The following is an 18,650-nucleotide window of genomic DNA, read 5'->3' as shown; positions in this document are numbered from 1 at the left end:
CAACATGTGTTCGCCCTCTGGTCAACTTCCGGCCTACCGTCGATTCCGTGGTACTCGCACCCGCGTCGCCGGCGACGCGAAAACGCCCGGCGCTCCTGGTCTTCTGGCGGTCGACCATCGGCAAGAAGGTGGTGATGGCGGTCACCGGACTGGCCATGGTCGCCTTCCTGCTGGCGCACATGGCCGGCAACCTGAAGATCTTCTTCGGCGCCGCCGAATTCGACGCGTACTCCGCGTGGCTGCGCACCATCGGCGAACCCGTGCTGCACCGCGAGTGGTACCTGTGGCTCCAGCGCATCGCGCTGCTGATCGCCCTGGTGGCGCACGTCACCGCCGCCGCGCAGCTCTCCCGCCGCGACCGGCGGGCCCGGCCGGTGCGCTACGTGCACGGCAGGCGCCCGAAGGCCACCTTCGCCACCCGCACCATGCGCTGGGGCGGCGTGGTCATCGCGCTCTACCTGGTCTGGCACATCCTCGACCTGACCGTGGGCGCGGTGCACACCGACTTCGTGCCGCACCACCCGTACCACAACGTGGTGGCCAACTTCCAGGTCTGGTGGATCAACCTCGTCTACTTCGTGCCGGTGATCCTCGTCGGCCTGCACATCAACCACGGCTTCTTCAGCGCCGCGCAGACCCTCGGCGTGAACCGCCCGGCGCGGCAGCGGGCGCTGAAGGTGACCGGCTCCGCGCTGGCGTTCGTCATCACCGCGGGCTTCCTGCTGGTCCCGATCGCCGTGATGACCGGATTGGTGGAGTGAGCCATGCCCGAATACACCGTGGGTGCCCCGATTTCCGACACCAAGGCCCCGTCCGGGCCGATCGAGCGGCGCTGGGACGAGCGCCGGTTCGCCGCGAAGCTGGTGAACCCGGCGAACCGGCGCAAGCACCGGGTGATCGTGGTCGGCACCGGCCTGGCAGGCGGATCGGCCGGGGCCACCCTGGCCGAGCAGGGTTACCAGGTGATCCAGTTCTGCTTCCAGGACTCCCCGCGCCGCGCGCACTCGGTGGCCGCGCAGGGCGGGATCAACGCGGCGAAGAACTACCGCAACGACGGCGATTCGGTGTACCGGCTGTTCTACGACACCGTCAAGGGCGGCGACTTCCGCTCCCGTGAGTCCAACGTGTACCGGCTGGCGCAGGTCTCCGGGCAGATCATCGACCAGTGCGTGGCGCAGGGCGTGCCGTTCGCCCGCGAGTACGGCGGGCTGCTGGACACCCGGTCGTTCGGCGGGGTGCAGGTCCAGCGCACCTTCTACGCCCGCGGGCAGACCGGGCAGCAGCTGCTGCTCGGGGCGTACCAGGCGCTGTCGCGGCAGATCGACGCCGGCAACGTGGAGATGCACGCGCGCACCGAGATGCTCGACCTGATCGTGACCGGCGGCCGGGCCCGCGGCATCGTCGCCCGCGACCTGCTCACCGGCGAGGTGACCAGCCACCTGGCCGACGCGGTGGTGCTGGCCACCGGCGGGTACGGCAACGTGTTCTACCTGTCCACCAACGCCAAGGGCTCCAACGCCACGGCGATCTGGCGGGCCCACAAGCGCGGTGCGTACCTGGCCAACCCGTGCTTCACCCAGATCCACCCCACCTGCATCCCGCGGTCCGGCGAGCACCAGTCGAAGCTGACGCTGATGAGCGAATCGCTGCGCAACGACGGGCGGATCTGGGTGCCGAAGCGGGCCGGGGACGACCGCCCGCCCCACGAGATCCCGGAGTCCGAACGCGACTACTACCTCGAACGGCTGTACCCCAGCTTCGGCAACCTGGTGCCGCGGGACATCGCCTCGCGGGCGGCGAAGAACATGTGCGACGCGGGGTTCGGCGTCGGCCCCGGCGGGCTCGGGGTCTACCTCGACTTCGCCGACGCCATCGAACGCCTCGGCCGCCCGGCGATCGAAGCCAAGTACGGCAACCTCTTCGACATGTACGAGCGCATCACCGCGGAGAACCCGTACCAGGTGCCGATGCGCATCTACCCGGCCATCCACTACACGATGGGCGGGCTGTGGGTGGACTACGACCTGCAGACCACCGTGCCGGGGCTGTTCGCCATCGGGGAGGCCAACTTCTCCGACCACGGCGCCAACCGCCTCGGTGCCTCGGCGCTGATGCAGGGCCTGGCCGACGGTTACTTCGTGCTGCCACCGGCGATCAACGACTACCTGGCGAGCGGCACCTTCGAACCGGTGGCCCCGGACGCGGTGGCCGAAGTCGAGTCCGGCGTGCGCTCGCGGCTGGACCGGCTGCTCGCGGTCCAGGGTGATCGCACGGTCGACTCGTTCCACCGCGAACTGGGCATGCTGATGTGGGACCACTGCGGCATGGCGCGCAACGAAGCCGGTCTGCGCAAGGCGCTGGACCGGATTCCGGCGCTGCGCGAGGAGTTCTGGCGCCGCGTGCGCATTCCCGGCAGCGGTGCCGAACTCAACCAGGAACTGGAGAAGGCCGGCCGGGTGGCCGACTTCCTGGAGTTCGGCGAGCTGATGCTGCTCGACGCGTGGGTCCGCGAAGAGTCCTGCGGTGGCCACTTCCGGGAGGAGCACCAGACCCCCGACGGCGAAGCACAACGCGACGACGAGCGGTTCAGCTACGTCGCGGCGTGGCAGTACGGCGAGGACAAGCCGGTGCTGCACAAGGAAACCCTCGAATTCGACTACGTACACCCCACCCAGCGGAGTTACACGTGAAGCTCACCGTGCGCATCTGGCGCCAAGCCGGTCCGGACCGCGAAGGCGGTATGGTCACCTATCCGGTCGACGGCATCAGCCCGGACATGTCGTTCCTGGAAATGCTGGACGTGCTCAACGAGGAACTGATCGAGCGGGGCGAGCAGCCGGTCGCCTTCGACCACGACTGCCGTGAGGGCATCTGCGGTTCGTGCGGCGTGGTGATCAACGGCGAGGCACACGGCCCCGAGCGGACCACCACCTGCCAGCTGCACATGCGAGCCTTCCGCGACGGCGACGTGATCGACGTGGAACCCTGGCGCGCCAAGGGTTTCCCGGTGGTCAAGGACCTGGTGGTGGACCGCTCGGCGTTCGACCGGATCGTCGGCTCCGGCGGCTACGTCACCGCGCCCACCGGTTCCGCGCCGGAAGCCCACGCCACCCCGGTGCCGAAGCCGGACGCCGACCTGGCCTTCGACAACGCCACCTGCATCGGCTGCGGGGCCTGCGTGGCGGCCTGCCCGAACGGTTCGGCGATGCTGTTCACCGCGGCGAAGGTGTCGCACCTCAACGTGCTCCCGCAGGGCGGGCCGGAGCGGGAGCAGCGGGTGCTGGACATGGTGGAGACGATGGACGCCGAGGACTTCGGCGGCTGCACCAACGTCGGCGAGTGCGTGGCCGCGTGCCCCAAGGGCATTCCGTTCACCAGCATCGCCAGCCTGAACCGCGAGTTCCTGCGGGCCTCCCGGCGCCGCTGATGCCTAATCCTCCGGCAACGCCCGGGGCGCGGTAGCCAGCACGTGCCGCCGGAACAACTCGCTCACCGGCGGCAACTCACGACCCGCCAGCCGAGCCAGCCCGATGTCCCGCGCACACACCACATCCGCCACCCGCAGGTGCGGCGCCGGGTGTTCGGCCGGTGAGGGCGGGAACATCGCGGTGTGCGGCAGTGGCAGCAGCGACACGCCCAGCCCGGCCGTGACCAGCCCGCGCAGGGTCTCCACCTCGTCCCCCTCGAAACCGACCAGCGGGCTGAACCCGGCCTCGGCGCACAACGCCTCCGTGGTGGCCCGCAGCCCGTAACCCCTGCGCAGCAGGATGAACGGCTCGCCGTCGAGTTCCGCGAGGCGCACCTGCTTGCGCCGCGCGAGCCGGTGGTTCGGCGGCACGGCCACCCGCAGCGGCTGCACCAGCAACCGCTGCCAGGTCAGCCGCGGGTCCCCGGGGTCGCCGCTGGTGAGCACCAGGTCGGCGGTGCCGTCGAGCAGTTCCGCGGTGAGCCCGGCCTCGCCGTGCTGACGCAGCTCGAACCGCACCCGCGGGTGGCGGCGGCGGAAGGCGCTCAGCACCGGCGGCACCAGCCAGGTGCCCAGGGTGTGCAGGAAGGCCAGCGGCACCACGCCGGTCTCCGGGTCGACCAGTTCGCCGACCGCCCGCACCCCCGAGTCGTAGTGCTCCAGCACCGCGTCGGCGTGCTGCTTGAACGCGCGACCGGCCGGGGTGAGGCGCAGCGCGCGGCCCGAGCGCTGGAACAGCTCCGCGCCCACCTCGCGCTCCAGCCGCTGCAACGCCCGCGACAACGCCGGTTGGGTGACCCTCGCCCGGGTTGCCGTTTCGGTCACCGTCGCGCCCTCGGCGACCTCCTGAAACAGGCGCAGCACTCGCAGTTCCATCCCACCCATACTGCCAGTGCATGGTTCGACTGCCGATCAGGCATTGGACACATGCTCCGGCCGGGGGAAACCTGGGGGTACTGCCCACGAGGTTTCAAGGAGTCGGAACATGGCGACGGTGGCCGAACAGCTGGTGCGCACGCTGCGCGAAGCCGGGGTCGAGCGGATCTACGGCATCGTCGGCGACAGCCTCAACCCGATCGTGGACGCGGTCCGCCGCACCGACGGCATCGAGTGGGTCCACGTCCGGCACGAGGAGACCGCCGCCTTCGCCGCCGCGGCGGAGGCCCAGGTCACCGGCAGGCTGGCGGTGTGCGCGGGCAGCTGCGGGCCGGGCAACCTGCACCTGATCAACGGCCTGTTCGACGCCCACCGCAGTGGCGCGCCGGTGCTGGCGATCGCCTCGCACATCCCGTCGTCGCAGGTCGGCACCGGCTTCTTCCAGGAAACCCATCCGGACCGGCTGTTCGTCGAATGCAGCCACTACAGCGAACTGGTCTCGCAGCCCGAGCAGATGCCGCGGCTGCTGCGCATCGCCATGCAGACCGCCGTCGGCAAGGGCGGGGTCTCGGTGCTGACCATCCCGGGTGACGTGTCCGAGCGCAAGGCGCCGGTGCCCGGCGTCGAGCGCGTCCAGCTGGTCAAGCCGTCGCCCACCATCCCGCCCGCGGACCAGGTCGCCGAGCTGGCGCGGCTGCTGGACTCCGGCGAGAAGGTGATGCTGTTCGCCGGCGCGGGCGCGGCCGGCGCGCACGACGAGGTGATGGCGCTGGCGGAGAAGCTGTCCGCCCCGGTCGGGCACTCGCTCGGCGGCAAGGAGTGGATCCAGTACGACAACCCGTACGACGTGGGCATGAGCGGCCTGCTCGGCTACGGCGCCTGCTACGACGCGATGCACGCCGCCGACCGGGTCGTGCTGCTGGGCACCGACTTCCCGTACGACAACTTCCTGCCGCAGGCCGGGACCATCCAGATCGACATCGACCCGGCGCACCTCGGCCGCCGCACGCCGCTGGAGCTGGCGTTGCACGGGGACGTCAAGGAGACCATCAAGGCGGTGCTGCCGCTGCTGCGCGGCAACCCCGACCGCTCCTTCCTCGACCGGATGCTGCGCGAGCACGTGCGGCGGCTGGAGAAGGTGGTCGACGCCTACACCACCCGGGCCGAGCACCACCGGCCGATCCACCCGGAGTACGCCGCCGACGTGCTGGACGAACTGGCCGACGACGACGCGGTGTTCACCGTGGACACCGGCATGGGCAACGTGTGGGCCGCGCGGTACCTGACGCCGAACGGCCGCCGCCGCGTGCTCGGCTCGTTCCGGCACGGCAGCATGGCCAACGCGCTGCCGCACGCGATCGGCGTGAAGCTGGCGCAGCCGGATCGCCAGGTGGTCTCCATCTCCGGCGACGGCGGCCTGGCCATGCTGATGGGTGACCTGCTCACGCTCTCCGCCGAGGACATCGGGGTGAAGGTGGTGCTGTTCAACAACTCCACCCTGGGCATGGTGAAACTGGAGATGCTGGTCGACGGGCTGCCCGCGCACGGCACGGACCAGGTGCCGGTGAGCTTCGCCGCGATCGCCGAAGCGTGCGGCATCCACGCCATCCGGGTGGAGGACCCGGCGCGGATCGCCGAGGCGCTGCGGCAGTCGTTCGAGCACCGGGGGCCGTCGCTGGTGGAACTGGTCACCGACCCGAACGCCCTGTCCATCCCCCCGAAGATCACCGGCGAAATGGTCCGCGGTTTCGCGCTGGCCGCCAGCAAGACCGTGCTCAACGGCGGGGTCGGCAAGATGCTGGACCTGGCGCGCAGCAACCTCCGCAACGCCCCGCGCCCCTGACCCCGCTCAGGAACGGCGGTCCAGCCGGCTGCGCTGGGAGAGCGCGCACCTGCGCCACGGACAGCGTCTGCGCGAAGGCGTGGACCCGGCCCGACTCGTCGGTGTGCCTGACCATCAGCATCGACCCGGCGAGGGCGACGAAGCTGTCGCACTCCTACGCCGCCGACAACAGCTCGTGCGCCGCGTCGGCGTGCTGGCGGCCCACCGCGACCAGCGTCTGGCCGACCAGCCCGGCTGGCACCGGGTCCGCCTTGTCCAGCAGGGAGTCCAGCTTCCCGGGCAGTTCCTCTTCGCTGGACGGCGCGGGCTCCTCCTCGGCGAGCAGGTCGCGCAGGCTGCGGAGGCAGCGGCTCCCGGTCGGCCCGATGCTGCCCCGCGGCATCGCCATGGCCTCGGCGACGGCGCGGTAGTCGGCCCGGCCCGCGAGCACGGTCAACCGGAGCAGTTCCTGGCAACCGGCCGAAGGCACGCCAGATCCGCCGCTCCTGCTCCGCGCGCAGCACCTCGTCCTCCGGCGTGGGACGGGGGTCGGCCAGGATCGCGGCCAGCTCGTCCGACAGCGGCTCCGCCCGCGGTCCGCGCTGGTGGCGCCACACCTCGCGACGGGTCGTGGTGATCAGCCAGGCAGCCAGCGACCTGGGCTCGGTGAGCTGGCCGAGGCGGGCGGCCAGCGCCGCCCACACCGCTTGCGTCACATCCTGCGCGGCGTGCCGGTCGAGCCCCTGCCCCCTGGCCACGTGCGACCCGCGGGGTCATCTCCCGGACGAGGGCACCGAACGCCGAGCGATCCCCCGCCGTGGTCGCCCGCAGGTAGGCGCCCTGCCGGTCCGTGCCGGTCCGCTCAGCCAGGCACCCGCCGATCCACGCGTCGCTGACCGGCGGTCCCAGGGCAGCGGCGGCCTCCCGGCGCTCACCTGACCGGATGACGCGCGTTCAGGAAGCCAGCAGCTGGGGCGCGTGTTCCCGGACGGCGGCTTCGAGTTGCTCGAAGGTCGGGTTGATCATGCTGAGGTCGCCGATGAAGACGGTGGGCACGATCTCGTTGCCGTTCGCCACCGCGCGCACGCGGGCCGCCGCCTCGCCGTCCTCCCAGATGTTGAACTCCCGCACCGGCAGGCCGCTGGGGCGCAGCCTGGCCATCAGGTCCATGCAGAACGGGCAGCCTGGCCGCCAGTACAGGTCGATGGCGGAGATGGGTTCCATGCGCAGTCCTCCCGGTCCGGATCGCCTCCCACGGTACTTGCCGCGGCCGCCGCACCCGGTCGGCCGCGGCTCGAGTCCCGATCACCGCACCGGTCGAGCCCCGGCGGTGAACCGCCGTTCCCCGGTCCACCCGGGATCCCCGGTCCTGGCGAACTGGACCCACGCGCCGTGCACCCCGGCGGCCAGCCCGTCCGGCACCGAGGGGCCGAGCAGCCCGTCCGGCGTCCGCAGTTCCGGCAGCTCGGTGCGGTCGAACACGAACGGCAGCTCGGCGGTGTGGCAGGCCCCGGACGGCCCGCCCCGCCAGTCGAACTCGTAGGTGTGCGCCTTCTCGTAGTGCGACAGCAGGCGATCGCTGCCGTCGCGGAACATGCGGTCGATGTCGGCGCTGTACTCCGGCAACCGGTACAGCCGCGACTCCTCGGAATTGGTGCCCACCAGCAGGTCGACCGGGTGCGGCGGGCCGGTTTCGTCGAGCACCACGCCGAACGGCGTCAGCCGGGCACCGGGCCGGAGCCGGGAAACGCCCTCGACCAGCCGTTCGTCGGGGATTCCGGCGAACGCCGCCACCGTCGGCTCGACGCCCAGCAGGCCGGCCAGCTCCCGCGTCGTCTCGGCCGCCTGCGCGCTGGTCAGCGTGGTCAGGCCGCCGCTCTGGCTGATCGCCCGGCGGAACAGGCCCCCGGCTTCGGGCGTGACCAGGAGCGCGCTGACGATCATCGCGCCCGCCGACTGCCCGAACACGGTGACCTGGTCCGGATCGCCGCCGTAGGCCCCGATGTGCGCCCGCACCCAGCGCAGGGCGGCGAGCACGTCGAGCAGGCCGCGGTTGCGCGGCGCGCCCGGCAGGTCCAGCCAGCCCGGCGCGCCGAGCCGGTAGTTCAGCGTGACCAGCACCACGCCGTCCCTGGCGAACGCACCGCCGTCGTAGACCGGCGCCTGGCCCGTGCCGGAGATGAACCCGCCGCCGTGCACGAAGACCATCACCGGGGCCCGGCCGGTGGCCGACGGCGTCCAGACGTTGAGCGTGAGGTAGTCGTCCCCGCGCACCCAGCCGTGGCCGATCACCGGGCTCAGGTCGACGGCGAACCGGCGCTGCGGGGCCGGTGCGGTCGGGCCCTCGGCACGGGGCTCGCCGTCCACCGGCTCGGGCGCGGCGAACCGCCCGGCGCCCACCGGTGGCGCCGCGTACGAGATGTTGCGGAACACCTTCACCGCCACGCCGCCCACTCCTTCACCGCGAACTTGCCGCCGTCGCGCCGCACCTCGGCCGCTCCCGCCCCGGCGAAGTGCGCGGGCACCACCAGCGCGTGGTGGTCCGCCGCCCATTCCAGCAGCCGTCGGCGGGCGGCGGCGGCCTGTGCCCCGTCCTCGTCGAAGCACGGCCCGCAGTCCGGCTCGGCGATCTGCAGCGGGTTGTGCAGCAGGTCACCGGCGAACACCGCTTCCCTGCCCAGCTTCACCACCGACGAACCGGGCGTGTGCCCCGGCATCGGCTCGATGCGGAGGTTGGCGTCGACGTCGTGGTGCTCGCCTTCCCACAACACCGTCTGCCCGGCCCGGTGGACCGGGGCGACGCTGTCCTCGAAGACGTTCTGCATGCCGCGGCCGGATCGGGTCTTGTGCTCGTTCTCGGGGTTCCAGTAGTCGAAGTCGGCCTTCGCGATGACGTATTCGGCGTTCGGGAACGTCGGCTGCCACTCGCGGCCGACCAGGTGGGTGTTCCAGCCGACGTGATCGCCGTGCAGGTGCGTGCAGATGACCACGTCGACCTCCTCCGGCCGCACCACCGCCGACAGGTCGCCGAGGAAGTTCGTGTCCAGGTGCGCGAAGAACGGCATGTAGGGGCGTTCGCGGCCGTTGCCGATGCCGGTGTCGATCAGGATGGTCCGGCCTTCGCTGCGCAGCAGCCAGGTCTGCACCATGAACCGGGCTTCGTCGGCGACCGGGTCGAAGAACCCGGGTGCCAGCCAGTCCTCGTGCTCCCGCCACCGCTCCAGCGGCACGTCCGGGTACATGAACTGCCGCGGCAGGCCGCTCACCGGTAGTTCGACCACGCGGGTGATCTCGACGTTTCCGATGGTGATCGTGTCCATGCCCCCAGCCTCCCGCGCGGGCGGCGCGGGCGGTATCGGTCAGCCGACTGCAGTCGCGGATACAGTCGCGGGGTGGGCATCACCGGGCGGGAGAACGAACGCGCCGCCGTGCTCGGGCTGAGCAGCGGGGTGCTGGTCGTGACCGGGGAACCGGGGGCGGGCAAGAGCACGCTGCTCGACCTGGCCGCTTCGGCGCACCGGGGCAGGCTGCTGCGGATGACCGGGGCGGCGGGTGAGGCGAATCTGCCCTTCGCCGGACTGCACCAGTTGCTGCGCCCGCTGCGGGCGGAGCTCGGCGAGCTGCCGCCACGGCAGCGGGACGCCCTGCTCGGGGCGATCGGGCTGGCGGAGGCGGGCACCGAGCCGAACACCGACCGGCTGCTCATCGGCGTTTCCCTGCTGGCGCTGCTGTCCGAGCTGGCGCGGCGCGCGCCGGTGCTGGTGCTCGCCGACGACCTCCAGTGGCTCGACCCCGGTTCGCTCGAAGCACTGGCGTTCGCCGCGCGGCGCATCGACGACGATCCGCTGGCCGTGCTCGCCGGCACCCGGGACACCGCGGGGTTCGGCGGGTTCCCGTCGCTGGTGCTCGGGCCGCTCGACGCCAGGGCCGCGGCCGCGCTGCTGGACCAGCAGCCGGACCCGCCTTCCGGGCGGCGCCGCCTGCGCATCCTCGACCAGGCCGCCGGAAATCCGCTGGCGCTGGTGGAACTGGCCAAGGCGGACCACCCCGGCGGTGACACCGGAGAGCTGCTGCCGCTGACCGAACGGCTGGAACGGGTGTTCGCCGCCGAACTGGACTGCCTGCCCGAGGCGACCCGGGCCGCGTTGCTGCTGGTCGCCGCCGAGGACCGGGCGGCGGGCGGCCTCGCCGACGCGCTCGCGCCCGCCGAGCGGGCCGGGCTGCTGCGCCTCGCGGGCGGTGTGCGCTTCCGGCACCCGCTGGTCCGGTCGGCGATCTACCACCGCGCGCCGCTGGCCGACCGCCGCGAAGCGCACCGCACCCTGGCCGCGCTGCTCGACGACGATCCGGACCGCCGGGCCTGGCACCTCGCCGCCGCGGCCGACGCCCCCGACGAGGAGATCGCGGCCGCTCTGGAGGAATCCGCGCACCGGGCCCGGCGGCGCGCCGGTTACGCGGCGGCCGCCACCGCGCTGGAACGGGCGGCCGAGCTGAGCCCGGACCGCCACGACCGCGCCCGCCGCCTGGTGGCCGCCGCGGGCGCGGCGGTCGACACCGGGCAACCGCAGTGGGTCGAGCAACTGGCGGCGAAGGCCATCGCGAGCACCGGCGACCCGGCGCTGCTGGCGCAGGCGTCCCTGCGGGTGGGCCAGGTGCTGACGTTGAGCGCCGAGCACGACACCGCGATCGCGCTGCTGCTGCGAGCGGCCGAGACCCCGGAGTTCAGCCGGATCGCCACGGCGTCGGCCTCCGTCGCGAGCTTCTACTCCGGCGACGAAGCGCACCGCGCGGCGGTGCGGGCCCGCGCCGGGGACGACCCGTGGACGCTCGCGTTGCTGGACCCGACCTCGCGGCGGGCGGAACTGGCCGCTGCCCTGCCCGCGCTCGTCGAACGGGCGGGCGGCGATCCGGCGCGGCTGGTGTCGCTGGGCGCGATGGCCTGGCTGCTCGACGAGGTGGGCTCGGCCGTGCGCATCTTCGATGACGCACTGCACCGCTGGCGGCTCAGCGGTGCGCTGCCGACCGGGCTGGGCTGCTCGGCGGGCTGGGCGTACCTGGACCACGGCCTCTGGGCGCAGGCCCGGCTCGCCGCGAGCGGGGCCGTCTCCGCCGGGGCGGGGCTGCCCCACCTGGACGCGGCGGTGCGCTCACTCGAAGCCGCCGCGCTGGCGCTGTCCGGGGACACCGGACGGGCCCGCGAGGTGGCCGGGACCGGTCTGTCCACTGTGGATCCGATGCGCAGCAGGGCGGTGGCGGTGCGCACGCGGTGGGCGCTCGGCATGGCCGCGGTGGCCGACGGCGACCACGTCACGGCGTATGAGCAGTTCCGCTTGCTGTTCACCGAATCCGGCGATCCCGTGCACTACTCGTGTTCGTTCGCCGGGCTGGCGGAACTGGCCGCGGCCGCCGTGCGCACGGGCCACGAGGCCGAAGCGGCGAAGGTCGTCGACCGCTGCGCGGCACTGCTCGGCGACGCGCTTTCCCCGCGCATGACCGCTTTGGTCCACCGGGCCCGCGCGCTGCTCGACCCGGAGGCGGCCGAGCCCCACTTCGAAGCCGCGCTGGCCGACCCGGCCGGGGCGCAGTGGCCGTTCGAACGGGCGCAGATCCTGCTGGACCACGCGGAATGGCTGCGACGGCGGCGCCGCATCGCCGACGCCCGCCCGAAACTGCTGGCCGCGCTGGAAACCTTCCGCCGCCTCGGGGCCCGGCCGTGGATCACCCGCACCGAAGGCGAACTGCGGGCCGCCGGGGTCGAGGCCACCGGGAGTTCGGACGCCGCCGGCCTGGCCGCGCTCACCCCGCAGCAACAGCAGATCATCCGGCTGGCCGCGCGGGGGCTGAGCAACCGCGAGATCGGCGAACGCCTGTTCCTGTCCCCCAGAACGGTCGGCTCGCACCTGTACCGCAGCTTCCCGAAACTCGGGGTGAGCACCCGCACCCAACTACGCGACCTGGTCGACGCGGGTTGACCACCCGGCGGCCACCCCCACAGCTCGCGGGGCGGTAGCGGTCAGGGCCGGTCACCCCCGGCTTCCCCCGCTCGAGCCCGTCGCCAGAGGCCGGCGGCTTTGACCAGTTCGTCGGAGACGCGGTCGAGGAAGGGGCCGAGCTCGCCCAGCCGGGCGCCCGCGGGGGTGGCCTCGCCGAGCACCCCGGCGCCGTGCCGGACGGTGTCGGCCAGCATGGCGTTCGTCCGCATGCTGGCGACCAGGGCCCGGTACCAGATGTCGTCGTCGATGACGTACCGGTCGCGGCGGCGGCCGGGATCGCGTTCCCGCCGGATCAGGTCCTGGTCCTCGAGGTACCGCACGGCCGAGGAGATCGACGCCGCGCTGACCCGCAGCCGCCCGGCCAGCGCGGCGGCGGTGAGGCTGCCGCTGTCGGTGGTGTAGAGGCAGGCCAGCACGCGCGCGGGCATGCGCGGCACCCCGGTGAGCACCAGCACGCCGGTGAACCGCTCCTCGAACCCGGACACCGCCGCGGGATCGCGGCCGTAGGCGTCACCGGGTGCGGGCGGCGGCGCGGGCGGTTCCGGTTTCCGGCGGCGCGCCCGGCGTTCGGCGGCGCGCTGGGCCGCCTCCGCCCGGTACCCGGCCGGGCCGCCGTTGCGGCCGATCTCCCTGGTGACCGTCGAGGTCGGCCGCTCCAGCCGCCGGGCGATCTCGGCGTAGCTGCGCCCCTCCCCCAGCCACCGCGCGATCTGCTGCCGGTCCCGCCGGTCCAGCCTGCCCCCTGGCATCGAAACCTCCCCCAGTCCGGACCAGTATGCGTTCAACCTCAGCCCATTGCAACGACAAGTTGCGTTTACCCCTTCCGTCCGCGCACCGATTCCCGGCGATTAACCAGGCATATTCCGGAGAACCGAATCAATTCTTATTGAGTGAATTCTGAACGCAACGTAGTGTTCGAAGCATCCTGAACTGATGCGAGGAGCCATGGAACACACCGAAACCGTTGTCCCGGAACTGCCCGTCCACCGAACCGAGGGCTGCCCCTTCGACCCGCCGGCCGCTCTCGCCGGGCTGCGCGCCGAGCGGCCGCTGACCCGGATGTCCTATCCGGACGGTCACCTCGGCTGGCTGGCCACCGGTTACCCGGCGGTGCGCGCGATCCTCGGGGACCGCCGGTTCAGCTCCCGCTACGAACTGGGGCACTACCCCCTGCCCGGGCTGGAGACGCTGCCACCGGCGCCGGTGGGCGACCTCACCGGGATCGACCCGCCCGAGCACACCCGCCTGCGCCGGCTGCTCACCGGGAAGTTCACCACCCGCCGGATGCGGCTGCTCACCGAGCGGGTCGCGGAGATCACCGAAGCGCACCTCGAATTGATGGCGCGGCAGGGCCCGCCGGTGGACCTGGTCAAGGCGTTCGCCCAGCCGGTGCCCGCGGTGATGATCTGCGAACTGCTCGGTGTGCCGCCGGCCGACCGCCCCGGTTTCCAGCGCCTCGTGGCGGGGATGACCGACCCGGACCTGAGCCCCGAGGTGACCCTCGGCGCCTTCACCGAAATGCAGGAATACATCCACGGCCTGGTGCTGGCCAAGCGGGCCGAGCCCACCGACGACCTGCTCGGCGACCTGACCACCAGCGACCTCACCGACGAAGAACTCGCCGGCCTCGGCGCCTTCCTGCTCGGCGCCGGGCTGGACACCACGGCGAACATGATCGCGCTGGGCACCTTCGCCCTGCTCAGCCACCCCGAACAGCTCGCCGCCCTGCGCGGTGAGCCGGAACTGGCGGACAACGCGGTCGAGGAACTGCTGCGGTACCTGACCATCGCGCACACCAGTCTGCGGACCGCGCTGGAGGACGTGGAGGTGGCCGGCGAGCTGATCAGGGCCGGGGAATCGGTGACCATCTCGCTGCAGGCCGCCAACCGCGACCCGGCCAAGTACGCCGATCCCGACGTCCTCGACCTGCGGCGCGAGGCGAGCGGGCACGTGGCCTTCACCCACGGCATCCACCAGTGCCTCGGCCAGCAGCTGGCGCGGGTGGAGCTGCGCGTGGCCCTTCCGGCGCTGGTCCGGCGCTTCCCCGGGTTGCGGCTGGCCGTCGCCCCGGAGGAGATCACCCCGCGGCCGCCGCACCAGAACATCTACGGCGTCGAAAGCCTGCCCGTCGCCTGGTGAACCGGCGATCCCGCGCGGGGGACCGCGGTCGGCGGGGCGGACAATGATCCCGACAACGGCGTAGTCCACTCCCCCGAACCCCAGGGAAGGTCACATGACCGGCAACAACGTCGCGGCCAAGGCTGCCGAACTGCTCCGCCTCCACCGCGAACCGCAGCTCCTGCGCGTGGTCAACGTCTGGGACGTGATCAGCGCGAAGGTGGTGGCCGGCACCGAAGGCACCACCGCGCTCGCGACGGCCAGCCACTCGATCGCCGCCTCACGCGGGTACGAGGACGGCGAGAACATCCCGGTCGGTGAGATGATCGACGAGGTCGCGCGGATCGTGGCCGCGACGGAGCTGCCGGTGTCCGCGGACCTCGAAGGCGGCTACGGCGACGCCGCCGAAACGGTTCGCCGGGCCATCGGCGCCGGGGTCGCCGGTGCCAACATCGAGGACCGGGTGAAGCCGCTCGGCGAAGCCACCGCCCAGGTCGAGGCGATCATGCGGGCGGCGGCCGAGGAGGGCGTGCCGGACTTCGTGCTCAACGCCCGCACCGACGTGTTCCTGCGGGCGGGCGACCGCGACCCGGCCGAGGTGCTCGACGACGCCGTGCGGCGCGGCAGGGCCTACCTCGACGCCGGTGCGCCGGTGGTCTTCGTGCCGGGGGTGCTCTCCGAGGCGCAGATCACCACGCTGACCGAGGCGTTCGGCCCGCAGCGGCTGACCGTCATCGGCCTGCCCGGCCTGCCGTCGCAGGACCGCCTCACCGAACTCGGCGTCGCCCGCATCTCCTACGGCCCGCTCACCCAGCGGGTCGCGCTGACCGCGCTGGCCGAACTCACCGAGGCCGTGCGCGACGGCGGTGGCATCCCGGAAGGCACCCGGCCGCTCAACTGAAACCGGAGCGCCCCCGCGTGGTTCAGCAGCGCGCGGGGGCGCCCGGCTGGGCGAGCGCCGCGGTGGTCCGTTGTGGACGGTGGCAGCGGGCACCGGCGGACCACCGGTGGCCGGGTGCCGGCGCTAGCTCAAGCCCCATTCGCGGGTGAAGCAGCCGGCCAGGTACAGGTCCACGCGGTCGGAGAAGCGGGTGAGGTCCCGGCCGGTCAGCTCGGCGATCCGGCTCACCCGGTACCGCAGGGTGTTGACGTGCAGGTGCAGCCCGGCCGCCGCCTGCGTCCAGGAACCCGAGTTCTCCAGGAAGACCTTCAGCGTGTGCACCAGGTCCGAGCCGTGGGCCTCGTCGTAGGACAGCAGCGGGCCGAGCACCTTGGCGCCGAACGAACGCCGCAGTTCCTCGGGCACCGCGGCCAGCAGCAGCAGGTGCGAGGCGACCTCGTCCCCGGCGACCACCGAAGCGCGGCCGGGGGCGAGTTCGGCGAGCTTCCTGGCGTGACGGGCTTCGTGCACGGTGGACCGCAGGGCCTTGGCGTCGGGCGCGCGGCTGATGCCGACGGCCAGCCGCGCCGAGCCGAGCGCGGGTTCCACCAGCACGACGGCTTCGCGGATCCGCTCCAGCAGCCCGTCTTCGGGCTCCGGCACGGCCAGCAGGCCGAACGTCTCGTGCTCCAGCGAGCCGATGAGGGCCGGGCCGCCGAACGGGGCCAGCACCTCGTCGAGGATCACCGGTGCCAGGCCCGGCCCGCCGCCGCGGACCCCGGCCGAAAGCACCAGGAGCTGGTCCCCGGCGGCGAATCCGGCGGCGGCCAGCCGCGAGGTCAGGTCCGCCTGGGTGGCTTCGGCCGACAACACCCGGCGCAGCAGCGGTTCGGCGGCGCGGTTTTCGATCCGCTTCGCGTCGTCCAGCCGGGACCGTTCCAGCCCGGCGAGCGCGGCGAACTCGGCGGCCACCTCGCGCCGCGCGGGGTCCCAGCGCGCGTGGTCCCCCGCCACCACCGCGAACCAGCCGCCCAAGCGGTGACCCGCCCGGCTGGCCGAGGCCAGCATGGTGCGGCCGCCGACCACCCGCGGCAGCCGCTCCCCCTGCAGGTACCGCCGCGCCAGCTGGGCCCGCGGCCCGGCGCCGAGCGCGTCCGAGGTACCGGCGAGCACCCGGCCGGTGGCGCTGAGCACCCAGCAGTCCGCCCCCAGCTCGGCGGCGCCCGCTTCGACCAGCGCGGGCAGGCCGCCACCGGCGGTCAACGCGGCGAGCAGGCGGCGGTGCCGGTCGAGCGGGGCCGAGTGGCCGGACTGGGCCGCCCCACCCGCGCGTTCGGCGGCCAGGCCGAGGATCACGCGCTCGCTCACCGTCGCGAACGAAACCGACACCGGTACCTCGAACAACGGCAGGTCCGCCCGGCGGCACGAGGAGATCACGTGCTCCGGCACCGGACCGTCCACTTCGGCCGTGCCCGCGCCCAGCGCCACCACCCCGGCCCGGACCAGGGTGGTGACGAAGGCGTCGGCGTCCTCGGGACCGGGCAGCCAGCGCATCCCGCACAGCACCAGCTCGCCCCCGGTCAGGTACCGGGTGGGGTCGCTCAGCGTCGAGGTGAACACGCGCGCGAGCTCGCGGTCCCGTGCGTCCGGGCCGTAGAGCAGGGTGAGCCCCAGCTCGGGCGTGTCCAGCAGGGCTCCCAGTCGCACCCGCACCTCCGCTTCCCGTCGGCCTCCCAGTAGCGCACGCCTTCGGAGGTAACCACAAAAACGGCGCCGGGGTGAACGGCGCGTTTCGGCCTGGCCCCCGCGCCACCGGAGCCGCGTGCACCGGCGGACTCGGTGAAGCGCCGGTCCGGTGAGCCGGTCAGGGATGGATCGTGCCGCACACCCGCGCTTCGGCGGCCCCGAACGGTGCGCTGCGCCGCCGCCGGGCCTTCGAGCGCGTGCCCGGCTCCCTGCTGCACCGACAGCGTGTACCGCGAAGCCACCTCCGCGAACGCGGCGAAATCGCCCAGCCCACCGGGGCGGCCACGCCGGGGCGGGGCGCCGATGCGCACCGGCTCCGGCAGGTTCAGCCCGATCTCGCTGGACGCCGGGCAGGAGGCCGCCGGGCTGCCGGTGGGCTCGCACAGCGTCGGCCCGGTGGTCAGCGCCGGTGCCGCCCTGGTCCGGCCGAACGCCTGGCGCAGGCTCGCGGTCAGGTCCGCCTGCGCCTGGCGGCTGTCCAGGCTCAGGTTCACGTCCTCGGTGGCGTCCTCCCCCGGCTCGCGCTGGGTGCTGCGGGCCCCGATGTCGCCGGTGTCGATCCTGGCCCAGCGTTCCGGGCCGTCGGTGAAGTGCTGGCCGAGCCGGTCGTGCACGAGCCCGGCGGCGAAGCGCTGGTCTGCACCCGCCGTCTCGGCCACGACGAACTCGACTCGCTCGAGGGCATCGAAGCCAAGGCGCATCTGGTTCAGCAGTGGCAGCCGAAGCGGTTCGAGGCCCGCGTGGATTGCGGGCTGCCGCCGCGCTGGCCCGCGGTGACCAGCAACGCCAATGGCTTGCGGCCTTGTTCGCAGGCCAGATGCAGCTTGGTGGTCCACCCACCCCGTGACCGGCCCAAGCCGCGATCGGCCGGTTCGGTGCCCCGGGGGTGGTGCTGGGTGGTTCGGCCTGCAGATCCCCCTTTTCCGCGCACCGGCCGCATGCTGGTGCACTCGCGCGATCGTGGCGTCCACGCTCACGTCCAGGTGATCAACCCCGCGGCGTCAGCGCGGACCTGCAGAGCCGGCAGGATGCCCCGCCGCGCTGCCAGCGGCGGAACAATCCGTACACCGTCTGCCACGGGCCGTACTCGGGTGGGATGTCACGCCAGGGCGCACCCACCCGTACGCGCCAGCGGATCCCGTCGATCAGTTGCCGTTCACTCCATCGCGGCGGCCGGCCCGACTTCGCCCCGACCGGCAGCAGCGGTTGCAGCATCTCCCACTGCGCGTCGGTCAGATCGGCCCGCCCCGCTGCCGTTACGCTGGGCACGAGGTCTCCGGTGGTGCCAGGTGAGGTTGAGCCCTCCGGCGGCGAGGACCAGCGCCACCAGGGGCAGGCTGGTCGCGAACCACCAGACCTGTTGGGTGGTGTCTCCGGCGGGCGTGGTGTTCACGAACAGTGATCGGCGCCAAGAACAGTTCGACCAGTTGCTTGACGGCCGGCGAACCCCGATCGTGATGAATGCGGCCATCGGAATCGCGGTGGCGGCTGGGCCTCGAGCCCTGACGCCGCGTTCCAGCCAGCGGTGACCTCCCCTAGGTGTGATGTCCAGGGACGTTGTCCCGGATTGAGGTGACCAAGCGCGGCCTGTCGTGCAGACAGGTGAAGGCCTCCGGTTGTGAAGTGGAGCTGTCTAGGAACCGCTTCACCGTCTGGAGGCCTTCGTGTCCCACCCTAACGCCACCCTGACCCCACGCACCCGATTGCGGCTCGCCCGGTTGATCGTCGAGCAGGGGTGGACCTGCACCG

At 72.8% G+C, this 18,650-nt stretch carries 16 protein-coding genes; 7 read left to right on the top strand and 9 right to left on the bottom strand.

Annotation, left to right across the window (positions count from 1 at the left end; all coding sequences use genetic code 11):
- Positions 1-47 precede the first annotated feature (47 nt).
- From AC07EG_RS37620 to AC07EG_RS37610, 3 genes are read left to right on the top strand one after another with little or no spacing between them, the layout of a single operon-like run.
- Positions 48-761 (top strand): succinate dehydrogenase cytochrome b subunit, encoded by a 714-nt coding sequence (locus AC07EG_RS37620; RefSeq protein WP_478258047.1) that lies wholly within the window; start codon positions 48-50, stop codon positions 759-761.
- Positions 762-764: 3 nt separating this feature from the next.
- Positions 765-2,690, top strand: a complete 1,926-nt coding sequence (locus tag AC07EG_RS37615) for a fumarate reductase/succinate dehydrogenase flavoprotein subunit (protein ID WP_478258046.1) — start codon at positions 765-767, stop codon at positions 2,688-2,690.
- Positions 2,687-3,427 (top strand): succinate dehydrogenase/fumarate reductase iron-sulfur subunit, encoded by a 741-nt coding sequence (locus tag AC07EG_RS37610; protein ID WP_478258045.1) that lies wholly within the window; start codon positions 2,687-2,689, stop codon positions 3,425-3,427. The genes AC07EG_RS37615 and AC07EG_RS37610 overlap by 4 nt, the downstream gene beginning before the upstream one ends.
- Before the next feature lie 3 nt (positions 3,428-3,430).
- Here AC07EG_RS37610 and AC07EG_RS37605 read toward each other — a convergent pair whose 3' ends face one another.
- Positions 3,431-4,342 (bottom strand): LysR family transcriptional regulator, encoded by a 912-nt coding sequence (locus AC07EG_RS37605; RefSeq protein ID WP_478258044.1) that lies wholly within the window; start codon positions 4,340-4,342, stop codon positions 3,431-3,433.
- 109 nt (positions 4,343-4,451) lie between these two features.
- On the opposite strand from AC07EG_RS37605, the gene AC07EG_RS37600 reads away from it, so the two are divergent.
- Positions 4,452-6,185 carry a pyruvate dehydrogenase gene (locus tag AC07EG_RS37600; protein WP_478258043.1) on the top strand — a complete coding sequence of 578 codons (1,734 nt, stop codon included), beginning with the start codon at positions 4,452-4,454 and terminating at the stop codon, positions 6,183-6,185.
- A 154-nt stretch (positions 6,186-6,339) separates the two neighbouring features.
- On the opposite strand, the gene AC07EG_RS37595 is transcribed toward AC07EG_RS37600, so the two are convergent.
- The 4 genes from AC07EG_RS37595 to AC07EG_RS37580 form a co-directional block, all read right to left on the bottom strand.
- Positions 6,340-6,654, bottom strand: coding sequence for a hypothetical protein (locus AC07EG_RS37595; RefSeq protein ID WP_478258042.1), 315 nt, complete (start codon positions 6,652-6,654; stop codon positions 6,340-6,342).
- A 464-nt stretch (positions 6,655-7,118) separates the two neighbouring features.
- Complete coding sequence (locus AC07EG_RS37590; protein WP_478258041.1) at positions 7,119-7,388, bottom strand: glutaredoxin domain-containing protein; 270 nt, start codon at positions 7,386-7,388, stop codon at positions 7,119-7,121.
- Between the two features lie 81 nt (positions 7,389-7,469).
- Positions 7,470-8,609, bottom strand: a complete 1,140-nt coding sequence (locus tag AC07EG_RS37585) for a carboxylesterase/lipase family protein (RefSeq protein ID WP_478258040.1) — start codon at positions 8,607-8,609, stop codon at positions 7,470-7,472.
- On the bottom strand, positions 8,600-9,484 hold the full coding sequence (locus tag AC07EG_RS37580; RefSeq protein ID WP_478258039.1) for an MBL fold metallo-hydrolase: 885 nt from the start codon (positions 9,482-9,484) through the stop codon (positions 8,600-8,602). The genes AC07EG_RS37585 and AC07EG_RS37580 overlap by 10 nt, the downstream gene beginning before the upstream one ends.
- A gap of 72 nt (positions 9,485-9,556) precedes the next feature.
- Here AC07EG_RS37580 and AC07EG_RS37575 point away from each other — a divergent pair, with 72 nt between their 5' ends.
- The gene (locus tag AC07EG_RS37575) at positions 9,557-12,136 is read left to right on the top strand and encodes a helix-turn-helix transcriptional regulator (protein ID WP_478258038.1); all 2,580 of its coding nucleotides are present in this window, start codon (positions 9,557-9,559) and stop codon (positions 12,134-12,136) included.
- Between the two features lie 41 nt (positions 12,137-12,177).
- On the opposite strand, the gene AC07EG_RS37570 is transcribed toward AC07EG_RS37575, so the two are convergent.
- Entirely contained in the window at positions 12,178-12,906 is a 729-nt protein-coding gene (locus AC07EG_RS37570; protein ID WP_478258037.1) for a GbsR/MarR family transcriptional regulator, read from the bottom strand.
- A 196-nt stretch (positions 12,907-13,102) separates the two neighbouring features.
- On the opposite strand from AC07EG_RS37570, the gene AC07EG_RS37565 reads away from it, so the two are divergent.
- Positions 13,103-14,296, top strand: a complete 1,194-nt coding sequence (locus AC07EG_RS37565) for a cytochrome P450 (RefSeq protein ID WP_478258036.1) — start codon at positions 13,103-13,105, stop codon at positions 14,294-14,296.
- 94 nt (positions 14,297-14,390) lie between these two features.
- On the top strand, positions 14,391-15,176 hold the full coding sequence (locus AC07EG_RS37560; protein ID WP_478258035.1) for an isocitrate lyase/PEP mutase family protein: 786 nt from the start codon (positions 14,391-14,393) through the stop codon (positions 15,174-15,176).
- Between the two features lie 123 nt (positions 15,177-15,299).
- On the opposite strand, the gene AC07EG_RS37555 is transcribed toward AC07EG_RS37560, so the two are convergent.
- The 3 genes from AC07EG_RS37555 to AC07EG_RS37545 form a co-directional block, all read right to left on the bottom strand.
- Positions 15,300-16,862 (bottom strand): PucR family transcriptional regulator, encoded by a 1,563-nt coding sequence (locus tag AC07EG_RS37555; RefSeq protein ID WP_478258034.1) that lies wholly within the window; start codon positions 16,860-16,862, stop codon positions 15,300-15,302.
- Positions 16,757-17,560 carry a hypothetical protein gene (locus tag AC07EG_RS37550; protein ID WP_478258033.1) on the bottom strand — a complete coding sequence of 268 codons (804 nt, stop codon included), beginning with the start codon at positions 17,558-17,560 and terminating at the stop codon, positions 16,757-16,759. Before AC07EG_RS37550 ends, AC07EG_RS37555 begins: the two co-directional genes overlap by 106 nt.
- Positions 17,561-17,888: 328 nt before the next feature.
- Positions 17,889-18,116, bottom strand: a complete 228-nt coding sequence (locus AC07EG_RS37545) for a transposase (RefSeq protein ID WP_478258094.1) — start codon at positions 18,114-18,116, stop codon at positions 17,889-17,891.
- Positions 18,117-18,650 lie beyond the last annotated feature (534 nt).

It is taken from the genome of Amycolatopsis sp. NPDC045836 (genome assembly GCF_056431745.1).
Note: the sequence above shows the minus strand (reverse complement) of the source record. Positions and strands in the feature narration are given on the sequence as shown.